Consider the following 13,403-nt stretch of genomic DNA (forward strand, 5'->3'; position numbering starts at 1 on the left):
TCAATACAGTGTTTCGGGAAGAATATCTTTGAGCCGCAGCAGCGCGATGCGCTCGACCTGTTCGGATGCTGTTTCCAGCTCCGCCTGCTTGCTGTTTTCGACGCGCCGTTTGAACGCATCGAGAATCTCATGGCGGTTGCGGCCCTTGACCGCGATGATGAACGGGAAGCCGAACTTATTGGTATAGGCGTCGTTGAGTTCGGTGAATGTCTTGCGTTCATCATCCGTCAGAGCATCAAGACCGGCAGATGCCTGCTCAGATGTGGATTCTGGTGTAAGGCGTTTGGCCGCCGCAAGCTTTCCTGCAAGATCGGGATGGGCACGCAACACACCGAGCTTTTCATCGTCTGATGCAGCGCGGAATGCCCGGACCAGAACCGTATGAAGACCGGATGCAGAATCGGCCAGTTCCGTCAGGCCGGTGTCGTAGGCGCGTTCGGTAATCCATGGCGAGTGCTCGAAAATCCCGCCATAGCGTGCAACAAAATCCGCTTTGCTGGCCTTGGACGGCACAACATCGACGTGTTTCGGCTTGTGATGTTCGTGCCAGTGACGCGCAATATCCACGCGCTTGGCAACCCACACCTTGTCATGGCTCTGTACGTAATCAAGGAAGCGTTCAAGTGCTGCCACACGACCTGGCCGCCCGACCAGACGGCAATGCAGGCCAATTGACATCATCTTTGGCGCGCCTTCTGCACCCTCGCGATAAAGCACGTCGAATGTGTCTTTGAGGTAGGTGTAGAACTGATCGCCGGAGTTAAAGCCCTGTGGCGTGGCAAAGCGCATGTCATTGGTGTCGAGCGTATAAGGCACGATCAGATGCGGACCCTTTGGCCCTTTCACCCAATAAGGCAGTTCATCGGCATAGGAATCAGCTGAATAGAGGAAACCGCCTTCCTCCATCACCAGCTTCAGCGTGTTATCCGAAGGCTTGCCCTGATAGATGCCGAGTGGACGCGAGCCGGTAATCTCCGTGTGCAGACGCACGGCTTCGCGAATATGTTCGCGTTCTACCTCTTCGGGTACATCCTTATATTCCCACCAGCGCAGGCCGTGGCTGGCGATTTCCCAGTCGGCTTCCTTCATGGCGCTGATGGCCTCGGGATTGCGCTCCATGGCAAGGGTCACGCCATAGACAGTCACCGGCATGTTGCGTCGCGTGAACGCGCGCCACAAACGCCAGAAGCCCGAGCGGGCCCCATATTCGTAAATGGACTCCATATTGAGGTTGCGCTGGCCGTTCCATGCCTGCGCGCCGACGATTTCCGAAAGCAGGCATTCGGACGCCGGATCGCCATCGAGGATGCAGCTTTCGCCGCCTTCTTCGTAGTTGACGACGAACTGCACCGCTATATTGGCTCCACCCGGCCATTGTGGGTCCGGTGTGTTGCGGCCATAGCCAACCAGATTGCGCGGATAACTCATATGGAATTCCCTCGGTTTTTGTCTGTTTTGCCTATGATAATAAAGATTTACGCGGACCATTCCCCCTCAAAATTTTGAAAGACATCCAACGATTATCATCTTTCCCAAGACAGGACTTAGGTAAATACTCACAATCGGGAACAAGTGCGGTTCGCAATGGCTTGAATGTCGCGCGAAATAAACCACATAAAAACAAGTGCTTGCAATGGTTCTAACGGTGATGTCGGAAGAATCGTGCAGGCGGCAGGAGTACAAATGGGAAGCCAAGCAAGCGGTCAGGGCCGGTTAACGACGCATGTCCTTGATACGGTCAGTGGTAAACCAGCCGCAAATCTGCGTATCGAATTACGCCGCATCGAGAATCAGCAGGCAGAGATTCTGCGCGAAATCCGCACCAATGCTGATGGTCGCTGTGATGCGCCGCTGCTTGCGGGCGATGCGCTACATTCTGGTTCATATGAGCTGCTTTTCCATGTCGGCGAATATTTCGGCAAAAGCGATGATGCGATCCCGTTTCTGGATGTGGTGCCGCTACGCTTTGGTGTTTCCGACGAAAAGGCGCATTATCATGTGCCGCTTCTGGTTTCGCCATTTTCCTATTCAACCTATCGCGGGAGCTGAGCGATATGGGTCAAGCAGTCAGACATAATATCCGCTTTCTGCTGAACGGCGAGACAGTTGAGCTCGACCGCGTTTCGCCGACAGAAACCTTGCTCGATTATCTGCGTCTTTCCTGCAAACTGCGTGGCAGCAAGGAAGGCTGCGGCGAGGGCGATTGTGGTGCTTGCACGGTTCTGGTCGGCAAGATCGTTGGTGATGAACTCGTCTATGAAAGCGTGAATGCGTGCATCCGCTTCGTGGGCTCGCTGGATAGTTGTCATGTCGTCACCATCGAGCATCTGCGCGGTTCCGACGGTGGCTTGCATCCGGTGCAAAAGGCGATGATCGATTTTCACGGTTCGCAATGCGGCTTCTGCACGCCGGGCTTCGTCATGTCGCTTTATGGTCTGTGGATGCGCAATCCAAAGCCTGCGGATGCTCAAATTGAAAAGGCGCTGCAAGGCAATCTTTGCCGCTGCACCGGCTATGAAGCGATCATGCGTGCAGCGCGTGTGATTTCTGACTACGGCACTTTGATGGACGATCCGCTTGCTGTTGAGCGTGCGCATGTCATCAGCCAGTTGACGGAATTGCGTGATGGCGCGCGGGTTGAAGTGGGTAGTGGTAAAGATCGTCTGGTCGTGCCTGCCGATCTTGATGATTTTGCCACTGTTTATGCAGCCGAAGCCAAGGCGACAATCGTTGCCGGTTCAACCGATGTCGGCCTTTGGGTCACCAAGATGATGCGCGATATTTCGCCGGTCATCTTTATTGGGCATCTCAATGAACTGCGCACAATGAGCGAAGAAGATGGCGTCATCACCATTGGTGCAGGCGTCACCTATACGGAAGCCTTTTCGTTTTTGGCACAGCGAATTCCAGCGCTGGGAAGCCTCATCAACCGCATTGGTGGTGAACAAGTACGCAATATGGGCACCATCGGCGGCAACATCGCCAATGGTTCGCCGATTGGCGACACGCCGCCGCCATTGATCGCGCTTGATGCAAAGCTCACGCTCCGCAAGGGAAGAGAGCGTCGTACTATTCCTCTGCAAGAGTTCTTCATCGCCTATGGCAAGCAGGATCGTCAGCACGGTGAGTTTGTGGAAGCCGTGCATGTGCCGGTGCCGCTTGAAGGCAGTCAGTTTGCCATTCACAAGATTTCCAAACGGTTTGAAGAGGATATCACAGCAACGCTCGGTGCCTTCCATCTGACGCTCGATACGCAAGGTAAAGTCGCATCCATCCGTATCGCCTATGGCGGCATGGCCGCAACGCCCAAGCGGGCATCCAATGTGGAAGCAGCGCTGATGGGTAAACCTTGGAATGAGGAGAGCGTTGAAGCCGCACTCGAAGCCTATGGTCTCGACTATCAGCCTCTAAGCGATATGCGCGCTACAGCCGATTATCGTTTGCTGGTTGCGAAGAATTTGCTCCGCCGCTTCTATGCTGAAACGCAAGGCGAAAGCGAACCTTTGCGTAAGCCAAACGTTGAAGCTGCATAAGGAGGGTGACATGAACAAGCATCCTGCAAACGCAATCAAAGCCGCCCGTATTAAGGGTGGTGTTGCGACCGATCAGCGTCATGATTCCGCCCACAAGCATGTGACAGGCGAAGCGGTCTATATCGACGATATTCCGGAACCTGAAGGCACGCTGCATATCGGCGTCGGCTTCTCGACCGTCGCCCATGCCAAGATCAATGCTACGGACCTGTCTGCCGTGCGCGCTGCTCCCGGTGTCGTTGATGTGCTGACTTATAAAGATGTACCGGGCGAAAACGACGTCTCGCCATCGGGGATGCACGACGATCCGATCTTCGCGGTTGATAATGTTCAGTTCCACGGTCAGCCGATTTTTGCGGTTGTTGCCCGCACGCGTGATCAGGCGCGCCGCGCAGCCCGTCTTGCCAAGGTCGAATATGAAGAAATGCCGGGCTTGTTCTCGATTTCTGGTCTCGATGGTTACAAGGATAAGCTGGTTTTCACGCCGCTGACGCTCAATCGTGGTGACGCCCGCAAAGCCATTGATGACGCACCGCGCAAGGTCAAAGCGCGTATGAAAGTCGGTGGGCAGGATCACTTCTACCTTGAAGGGCAGGCCTCGCTTGCCATCCCCGGAGAAGATGACGATGTGACCATCTATTGCTCAACGCAGGGGCCAAGTGAAACCCAGCATCTGGTCGCCCATGCGCTGGGTGTGCCGAGCCATTCGGTGACAGTTGAAGTGCGCCGTATGGGCGGCGGCTTTGGTGGCAAGGAAACACAGGCCAATCAATGGGCAGCCATTGCTGCTATCGCAGCCAAGAAGCACAAGCGCGCCGTTAAAGTTCGTCTTGATCGTGATGAGGATATGACCTCGACCGGCAAGCGGCATGATTTTATGATCGATTATGAAGTCGGTTTCGACGATGAGGGCAATATCCTCGGTGTCGATTATATGTTTGCACTGAATGCAGGTTTCTCTGCCGACCTGTCCGGTCCGGTGGGTGATCGCGCGCTGTTTCATTGCGACAATGCCTATTTCTTCCCTGCCGTTCATGCACAGTCGGCACCGCTTTATACCAATACCGTGTCCAACACGGCATTCCGAGGTTTTGGCGGTCCGCAGGGCATGGTGGGGGCCGAGCGCGTGATTGAGGAAGTGGCTTTTGCTGTCGGCAAAGACCCGCTCGAAATTCGCAAGCTCAATTTCTACGATGCCATGGGCACCGAAGGTGGCACGCGCAATGTGACGCCCTATCACCAGAAGGTGGAAGACTGCATCATTCAGCGTATCGTTGCCGAGCTTGAGGAAAGTGCTGATTACGCGAAGCGCCGCGAGGCAATCCGAGAATTCAACTCCAAAAGCCGCTATGTCAAACGCGGCATGTCACTGACGCCAGTGAAATTTGGCATCTCCTTCACCAAGACGGAATCCAATCAGGCAGGCGCGCTGGTGCATGTCTATAATGACGGCTCGGTGCATATGAACCATGGCGGCACGGAGATGGGGCAGGGGCTTCATCTGAAAGTGGCGCAGGTTGTAGCCGAAGAATTCCAGATCGATCTTGATCGCGTGAAGATCACCGCAACAACGACCGCGAAAGTGCCAAACACAGCGCCTACGGCGGCATCGTCCGGTGCTGATTTGAATGGTATGGCCGCACAGGATGCGGCGCGTCAGATCAAGAAGCGCCTTCTTCATTTTGCAGCCCAGCAATATCAGGTGCCGGAAGATCAAGTCGTGTTTCTGCCCAACCGTATTCGGGTGGGCAATCAGGAGATCAGCTTCAACGATCTGGTGAAGCAGGCCTATATCGGGCGCGTGCAACTTTCAGCATCGGGTCATTACAAGACACCAAAAATCCACTGGGATCGCGCCAAAGGTAAAGGCCACGCTTTTTACTATTACGCCTATGGTGCCGCCTGCTCGGAAGTTTCCGTCGATACGCTGACCGGCGAATATGTGGTGGAACGCACTGATATTCTTCATGATACCGGGCGGTCGCTCAACCGCGTCATCGATCTCGGCCAGATTGAAGGCGGTTTCGTGCAGGGCATGGGCTGGCTGACTACGGAAGAGCTTGTCTGGGACGACAAAGGCCGACTGCGTACACATGCACCGTCAACCTACAAGATCCCGCTGGCATCAGATCGTCCGAAGATTTTCAATGTGGCACTGACCGACTGGTCGGAGGCTTATGAGCCAACGATCCACCGCTCCAAGGCCGTGGGTGAACCGCCGCTGCCGCATGGCATGTCTGTGCTTTATGCGCTGTCGGACGCGGTTGCCAGTGTTGCCGATCACAAAATCAGTCCGCGCCTTGATGCGCCAGCAACGCCCGAGCGCGTGCTGATGGCTATCGAGCGTTTACGAAGTCAGAAAGGCTGATGCGATGCTGGGCAGGCGGGACGACATAAGGGCGTTTCTCAATAAACGGCCCGACAGTGTTCTGATCGAAGTCACTGATGTGAAAGGTTCTGCACCGCGTGATGCAGGTGCTTGGATGCTTGTCGCCCGAGACATGATTTTCCGCACTATCGGCGGTGGCCAGCTCGAATATATGGCGATTGACCATGCCCGCAAAATCCTGGCTGGCGGTAGAGATTCCCCGATGGATGTGCCTCTTGGCCCGGAAATTGGCCAATGCTGCGGTGGCCGCGTGGGCCTAATCTTCCGGCGGGTTAACCGAGGGCTGGCTGAGGATCTTGTTGCCAAAGTTGATGCCGAAATCGCCACTCGTCCGCATATCTATGTCTTTGGTGCGGGCCATGTGGGCGATGCTTTGGCCTATTCGCTATCGCTGACACCTGTACGGGTTATTCTGGTGGATACGCGTGAAGCGGAGCTTATGGCGGTGGATGCTCCCGGCGTCGAAACCTGTCTTGCCGCTATGCCGGAACAGGTCGTGCGATCGGCACCGCCCGGCAGCGCCTTCATCGTGCTGACCCATGACCATGCGCTTGATTTCCTGATCGTGGCAGAGGCTTTACAGCGCGACGATGCTCTCTATATCGGCATGATCGGCTCGAAGTCCAAAAAAGCCACTTTCAAAAATTGGTTGAAACGCGAAATCGGTAGCGATGATTTATTTGAAAATCTCGTCTGTCCGGTTGGCGGCTCAGTCGTGAAAGACAAGCGCCCGGAAGTCATTGCCGCATTGGCTGCAGCAGAAGTTTTAACCGCCGTGCTCGTTTCCAGCAAAGTTTTACAACCCGCCTAATTCAATTGATCAGGCGGGCGTTATTTACCGTATTTCCAGCAAAAGTGCGAAGCGGTTGTGTGTTGGATAATGCGATAAAAGCAAAGAGTTAGAGCGACCTTTGTGCGCCCAAAAGGGCGCACGGCGCTTTAAGCCAGTGCTTCGCGGATCAAGCGCTGGCAGCGTTCCGTCATGAAATCGATGATCAGACGGACCTTCGGGTCCTGAAACCGCTTGTGCGGATAGATCGCAGCAAGCTGAATCGACGCTGGCGGCGTGCTCTCAAGAATTGGCACAAGCCTCCCATCGCGGATATATTCCTTCACCTCAAACAGCGGTTTGTTGATGATTCCGCGCCCACCAAGCGCCCATTGCGTCAATACGTCGCCATCATCGGAGTCGTAAGGACCAGTGACTTCGAACTTGCGCAGACCTTCCGGCGTTTGCAGCGACCAGTAAAACTCTTTGGAGCCGGGAAACCGCAGCAGAAGGCAATCATATTTGTCGCCCAAAAGCTCTTCCGGCGACTGTGGCGTGCCATGCTTTTCCAGATATTCAGGTGCAGCACAGATCACACGTTCGCAGTTCAGAATACCGCGCATCCGCAAGTTGGAATTTTCCAGAACGCCTAATTTGAAAGCAACATCAACGCTTTCGCTCATGATGTCTATCTCATGGTCAGATAGTCGCAGGCGCACTTCTATGTCCGGATATTTGTCGTGAAACTCCGGAATTCCCGATGCGATCAGCCTCCGGCCGAGTCCCAGAGGTGCTGTAATGCGAATCGAACCTTTGGGATTCTTGGCAAGTTCTGCGACAGCTGCTTCGGCTTCATCCACTGCTTCGAGGATCTTTAAAGCACCATCATAAAATATGCGGCCATGCTCGGTTGGCGTCAGCTTGCGTGTCGTTCTGTTGAAGAGACGCACACCAAGATGCTTCTCCAACTCCTTGATTCGATTACTTGCAACAGCTGGCGAAGCACGCTGGTCACGGCCTGCTGCTGACAAATTCCCCAATTCGACAACGCGCACAAAAACGCGCAGATTATCAAGATAAGACATGCGTCCCCTCCACGATTGTCTAGATTTTTTTGAAAGTGATGGTCGTGTTGTGACGTTCCCATTGGTGCAAAGCTTTGGCACATAATAAAGTAACGAACAATGGGGCCGCCGCATTGGGCCAAAAATCAATAATGGATTTTTGGAAAACATGATGCGGCAACAAAACAAGACAGAGTGTCCTTTATGCGTCCTTCTGGACGCGACGCGCTCTGAGAATGGGAGTACCGGATGTATGATCTTGCCGTGGCCTGGGACTGGCTGGGCTTCGCAGTGCGGTGGCTACACGTCATCACCGCGATTGCGTGGATCGGCTCGTCTTTCTATTTCATCGCGCTGGACTTAGGACTTCGTCAGCGTCCGGGCTTGCCCGTCGGCGCTTATGGCGAAGAATGGCAGGTCCATGGTGGTGGCTTCTATCATATCCAGAAATATCTGGTTGCCCCCGCTGAGATGCCAGAGCATCTGACATGGTTCAAATGGGAATCCTACGCCACATGGCTGTCGGGCTTCACTTTGCTCTGCATCGTCTATTATGCGGGCGCCGATCTCTATCTGGTTGATCCGAATGTGCTCGATGTATCGGCGCCGACGGCAATCGCTATTTCGATCGCTTCGCTGGCGTTTGGCTGGATCGCCTATAACACCATCTGCAAGCTGATGCTCGGCAAGAGCGATACGCTCCTGATGGTCATTCTCTACTGCATTCTGGTGGTGATGGCCTGGGGCTATACGCATCTGTTTACGGGTCGTGCAGCTTTCCTGCATCTGGGAGCTTTTACCGCGACAATCATGTCTGCCAACGTGTTCATGGTCATCATTCCGAACCAGAAAATCGTGGTGGCTGATCTGATTGCCGGTCGCAAACCAGACCCGAAATACGGCAAGATCGCCAAGCAGCGCTCAACGCATAACAACTATCTGACGCTGCCGGTTCTGTTCTTGATGCTGTCGAACCACTATCCGCTGGCCTTCGGAACCGAATTCAACTGGATCATCGCATCGCTGGTGTTCCTGATGGGTGTCACGATCCGCCACTGGTTCAACACCCAGCACGCTCGTAAGGGTAGCCCGACTTGGACATGGCTGGTGACGGTTATCCTGTTCATTATCATCATGTGGCTGTCGACCGTGCCGAAAATTCTGACCGGAGAGCCGGAAGAACAAAAGGTTTCATCGCTACAGCAGACTTTCATCTCAGACCCGCACTTTGAAAAAGTGCGGGATACTGTTCTGGGACGTTGTGCGATGTGCCACGCCAAAGAGCCAGGTTGGGAAGGCATCATCGTGCCGCCAAAAGGTGTGGTTCTTGAAACAGATAAAGATATCGCGGCCCATGCGCGCGAAATCTATTTGCAGGCCGGTCGTTCCCATGCCATGCCGCCTGCCAACGTCACCGGGGTAAGTAATGAGGAGCGCAAGCTGCTCGCTTCCTGGTATGAATCCGCGACTTCTGGAGCAAAATAACAATGACCAAACTTCTCATCCGTGGCCGCGTGCTGACTTTTCGTGACGAACCGCAGAGTCTGGATGATGCTCAATCCTATCAATATATCGAAGACGGTGCCGTGCTTGTCGAAAATGGCCGCATTGCGCGCCTGGGCGACTATGCTGATGTGAGCGCTGAAGCAGGCCATGACGTGCAAGTTGCCGACCATCGCCCGCATCTTATTCTGCCGGGTTTCATCGATACACACATCCATTATCCGCAGACACAGGTTGTCGCGTCCTATGCGGCCAATCTCCTTGAATGGCTCAACACCTATACATTCGTGGCAGAGCAGAAATTCGCCGATGAGCAGCACGCGGAATTTATCGCTGAGCGCTTTCTGGACGAATTGATCCGCCATGGCACTACCACCGCCGTCGCTTATTGCTCGGTACACCCGCAGAGCGTCGATGCCTATTTCCGCGCGTCGCAGCATCGCAATATGCGTATGCTTGGCGGTAAGGTGATGATGGATCGCAATGCACCACCAGCACTCTGTGATACGGCTCAATCGGGATATGATGACAGCAAGCAGTTGATCGCCCGCTGGCATGGCAAAGATCGCCTTGATTATGTGATCACGCCGCGTTTTGCGATCACGTCAACGCCTGAGCAGCTTGAAGCCAGTCAGGTTCTGGCACGCGAGCATCCTGAATGCTTCATCCAGACACATCTTTCGGAAAATCACGAAGAGATTGAGTTCACAAAATCGCTTTACCCGGATGCGCCTGATTATCTAGGCATCTACGAGCATTATGGTTTGCTGGGCAGCAAGACCTTGTTGGGCCATTCCATCCATCTAGAAGAACGCGAAGTGAAGGTGATGGCAGAGACCGGCTCGATTGCCGTTTTCTGCCCGACGTCGAACCTGTTTCTCGGTTCTGGCCTGTTCGACCGTGATCGCCTTAAAGCATCGGGCGTGCGTATGTCAGTTGCTACTGATGTTGGCGGCGGCACCAGCTTCTCGATGCTGCGCACGATGGACGAGGGCTACAAGGTTCTGCAATTGCGTGGAAGCCGCCTCAACCCGTTCCAGTCATTCTACATGATGACACTCGGCAACGCCCGCGCGCTGTCGATGGAAGACAAGATCGGCACGCTCGACGAGGGCACGGAAGCCGATATTGTGGTGCTGGATTCAGCTGCCACATCGCCGATGCGGCTGCGCATGGCCGCAGGGGCTACGCTTGAGCAGGAGTTATTCCTGTTGCAAACGGTTGGCGATGATCGCGCGATTGTCGAGACCTATGTTGCAGGCAAGCCGTTGAAATCGGAACTCGGCTAAAAAATCTCTGGAGGAGGGAGAGGGAGGGCCCGTAGCAGAGCGATCTGCTGCGGGTTCTTCTGTTTTTACAACTCTTCCGGTCGCTTGCCACCCATGTTGCGGGTCAGCTCATCGGCTGTTGAGCGGATCAATGGCCCAAGTTCGTCAAGCTTTTGTCGGGGCAAGCGCACTGCAGGCCCGGAGACAGAAATGCCAGCAATCGCTTCGCCATATTCGTTGAAAATGGGCGCCGCGATGCAGCACATGCCGAGCGTATGTTCTTCATCGTCAATCGACCAACCGCGTGTGCGCGTTGCCTGAATATCTTTCAGCAATGCGGGTAAGGTGTTGAGCGTGCGCTGCGTGAAATGTTCAAGCGTTCTTCCAGAGAGCGTGCGCGCTATTTCCGTATCCGACCATGTGGACAGAACTGCCTTGCCGATACCCGAGGCGTGGATTGGACCGCGACGACCTGGGCGGAAGAAGGCGCGCATCGGCGCATGGCTTTCGATCTGCGAAATGAACACGACGTCACCGCCGTCCTCAATGCCGATATTTGCGGTTTCGCCGCTCGTTTCCATCAATGATTTAAGATAGGGCCGCGCCAGCGTGCCGAGCTTGCGGAAGCGGCGAAAAGCGTTGCCAATCTCGAAAGCCTTGACGCCAATGGTCCAGTCGCCGGTTTCTACATCATGCGAAACCATGCCGTGATTGGCGAGCGATGAGAGAAGCCGATGAACGGTCGAAGGAGCCATGCCACTGGCGTCGGCGAGGTCGGTTAATGTCGAGCCGTCATTCTCGGCAATGAGCGCCAGAAGCCTGAGACTGCGATCTAAAACCTGAACGGATGAGGGCGCGGCATTCTCCGCTGCCTTGCGGCCGCGCTTTGCTTTTGCCTGTTCCATGTGCCGCCTCCGATTCCCTGTTCTTTCATCACTACCCCATGATCGTAATCTCGGGAAGTGTGCGGTGATTATCTCCATTCCGTTGAAAATCTTTATTTCCATATAATGGTATGCATTTCCATTTTTTGGATATAGCTTTTAATTATGGATTAGCTTTCCGCTGGAGGAGATTAACATGGCCAAAATGCGTGCAGTCGATGCAGCCGTACTTGTGCTGGAAAAAGAAGGGATCAATTGCGCATTCGGTGTGCCGGGCGCTGCGATCAACCCATTTTATTCTGCCATGAAGGCACGGGGTTCTATCCGTCACATTCTGGCGCGTCATGTTGAAGGCGCTTCGCACATGGCGGAAGGCTACACCCGCGCAAAGCATGGCAATATTGGCCTGTGCATCGGTACGTCCGGCCCGGCTGGTACAGACATGATTACCGGCCTTTATTCGGCCTCTGCCGATTCAATTCCAATCCTCTGCGTTACAGGCCAAGCCCCCCGCGCGCGCCTCGACAAAGAGGATTTTCAGGCAGTTGATATTGCCAAGATCGCGGCCCCCGTTACCAAATGGGCGGTCACGGTTATGGAGCCAGCACTGGTGCCTTTTGTTTTCCAGAAGGCTTTTCATATCATGAAGTCGGGTCGTCCCGGCCCGGTGCTGATCGATCTGCCGATCGATGTCCAGCTCGCCGAAATCGAGTTTGACATCGATACCTATCAGCCGATGGAAGCATATAAGCCCTCAGCCACCCGCGCACAGGCCGAAAAGGCCATCGCGATGTTGAACGACGCGGAACATCCGTTAATCGTTGCAGGCGGGGGCATCATCAATGCGGATGCTTCCGATCTTCTGGTTGAATTTGCTGAGATCACCGGCATTCCGGTTATCCCGACCCTGATGGGCTGGGGCGTCATCCCTGATGACCACCGCCTGATGGCGGGCATGTGTGGCCTTCAAACCTCGCAACGTTATGGCAATGCAACGCTACTGGCCTCCGACATGGTGATCGGTATCGGAAACCGCTGGGCAAACCGTCATACCGGCAATGTCGATACCTATAAAAAGGATCGCAAATTTATCCATGTCGACATTGAACCAACCCAGATCGGCCGCGTTTTCGCACCGGATTTCGGCATTGTTTCAGATGCTGGCAAAGCCCTGAAACTGCTGTTGGATGTCGCCACCGAATGGAAGTCTGCAGGCAAACTGCGTGACTGGTCTGGCTGGGCGCAGGAATGCGCTGAGCGCAAGAAAACCATGCTGCGCAAGACGCATTTCGATCAGACGCCGCTAAAGCCGCAGCGTGTTTATGAGGAAATGAACAAGGCATTTGGCCGCGACACTTGTTACGTCACGACCATTGGTCTGAGCCAGATTGCCGGTGCGCAGTTCCTGCATGTTTATCGTCCACGCAACTGGATCAATTGCGGTCAGGCTGGTCCCTTGGGCTGGACATTGCCAGCAGCACTCGGGGTTCGCGCGGCCGACCCTGATCGTCCGATTGTTGCCCTGTCTGGCGATTATGATTTCCAGTTCATGATTGAGGAACTGGCGGTCGGCGCACAGCACAAGCTGCCTTACATTCATGTCGTCGTGAATAATTCCTATCTCGGCCTGATCCGTCAGGCGCAGCGCGGCTTTAATATGGATTTCGAGGTCAGTCTTGCATTCGATAACATTAATGCATCGGGTGATGCGGAAAAGGGTTACGGCGTCGATCATGTAGCGGTTGCCGAAGGCCTCGGCTGTAAGGCGATCCGCGTTCGAAGCCCGAACCAGTTCGCGGAAGGGTTCGAACAGGCAAAGGCGCTGATGGAAGAACATCAGGTGCCGGTCGTTCTCGAGTTCATCCTTGAGCGTGTCACCAATATTTCCATGGGCGCCGATATCGATCAGGTGGTCGAGTTCGAAGAACTGGCCGAGCGTGGCGAAGATGCGCCAACGGCGATTGCCATGCTGCTGGATTAAAAATGAGCAATT

General features: G+C 54.6%; 10 protein-coding genes. 7 read left to right on the forward strand and 3 right to left on the reverse strand.

Going from position 1 to position 13,403, the window contains the following annotated elements:
- Positions 1-1,428 carry an allantoinase PuuE gene (puuE, locus tag QSJ70_RS15365; protein ID WP_285537603.1) on the reverse strand — a complete coding sequence of 476 codons (1,428 nt, stop codon included), beginning with the start codon at positions 1,426-1,428 and terminating at the stop codon, positions 1-3.
- Between the two features lie 255 nt (positions 1,429-1,683).
- Between puuE and uraH the strand changes: the two genes are divergently transcribed.
- Genes uraH through xdhC form a run of 4 tightly spaced genes read left to right on the forward strand, consistent with a single transcriptional unit; the run spans position 1,684 to position 6,733 of the window.
- Entirely contained in the window at positions 1,684-2,049 is a 366-nt protein-coding gene (uraH, locus tag QSJ70_RS15370) for a hydroxyisourate hydrolase (protein ID WP_007873565.1), read from the forward strand.
- A 5-nt stretch (positions 2,050-2,054) separates the two neighbouring features.
- Positions 2,055-3,533, forward strand: coding sequence for a xanthine dehydrogenase small subunit (gene xdhA, locus QSJ70_RS15375; RefSeq protein WP_285537607.1), 1,479 nt, complete (start codon positions 2,055-2,057; stop codon positions 3,531-3,533).
- A 10-nt stretch (positions 3,534-3,543) separates the two neighbouring features.
- A complete protein-coding gene (xdhB, locus tag QSJ70_RS15380) occupies positions 3,544-5,901 on the forward strand; it encodes a xanthine dehydrogenase molybdopterin binding subunit (RefSeq protein WP_285537609.1) in 2,358 nt (785 codons plus the stop codon).
- 4 nt (positions 5,902-5,905) lie between these two features.
- Positions 5,906-6,733, forward strand: a complete 828-nt coding sequence (xdhC, locus tag QSJ70_RS15385; RefSeq protein WP_285537611.1) for a xanthine dehydrogenase accessory protein XdhC — start codon at positions 5,906-5,908, stop codon at positions 6,731-6,733.
- Positions 6,734-6,861: 128 nt separating this feature from the next.
- Here the strand turns inward: xdhC and QSJ70_RS15390 are convergent, their stop codons facing one another.
- The gene (locus QSJ70_RS15390) at positions 6,862-7,776 is read right to left on the reverse strand and encodes a LysR family transcriptional regulator (protein WP_007873581.1); all 915 of its coding nucleotides are present in this window, start codon (positions 7,774-7,776) and stop codon (positions 6,862-6,864) included.
- Between the two features lie 228 nt (positions 7,777-8,004).
- Here QSJ70_RS15390 and QSJ70_RS15395 point away from each other — a divergent pair, with 228 nt between their 5' ends.
- Together QSJ70_RS15395 and guaD are read left to right on the forward strand one after the other, a co-directional pair.
- Positions 8,005-9,240: a urate hydroxylase PuuD gene (locus tag QSJ70_RS15395; RefSeq protein ID WP_007873587.1), complete on the forward strand. Its 1,236-nt coding sequence runs from the start codon at positions 8,005-8,007 to the stop codon at positions 9,238-9,240.
- Between the two features lie 2 nt (positions 9,241-9,242).
- Positions 9,243-10,547, forward strand: coding sequence for a guanine deaminase (gene guaD, locus QSJ70_RS15400; RefSeq protein ID WP_113160326.1), 1,305 nt, complete (start codon positions 9,243-9,245; stop codon positions 10,545-10,547).
- A 65-nt stretch (positions 10,548-10,612) separates the two neighbouring features.
- Here guaD and QSJ70_RS15405 read toward each other — a convergent pair whose 3' ends face one another.
- Positions 10,613-11,431 carry an IclR family transcriptional regulator gene (locus QSJ70_RS15405; RefSeq protein ID WP_285537617.1) on the reverse strand — a complete coding sequence of 273 codons (819 nt, stop codon included), beginning with the start codon at positions 11,429-11,431 and terminating at the stop codon, positions 10,613-10,615.
- Positions 11,432-11,606: 175 nt separating this feature from the next.
- On the opposite strand from QSJ70_RS15405, the gene gcl reads away from it, so the two are divergent.
- Positions 11,607-13,391, forward strand: a complete 1,785-nt coding sequence (gene gcl, locus QSJ70_RS15410) for a glyoxylate carboligase (RefSeq protein ID WP_285537619.1) — start codon at positions 11,607-11,609, stop codon at positions 13,389-13,391.
- The last annotated feature ends 12 nt before the right edge of the window (positions 13,392-13,403 follow it).

Origin of the sequence: Brucella sp. NBRC 12950 (genome assembly GCF_030268145.1) — a bacterium.
GTDB lineage: Bacteria > Pseudomonadota > Alphaproteobacteria > Rhizobiales > Rhizobiaceae > Brucella.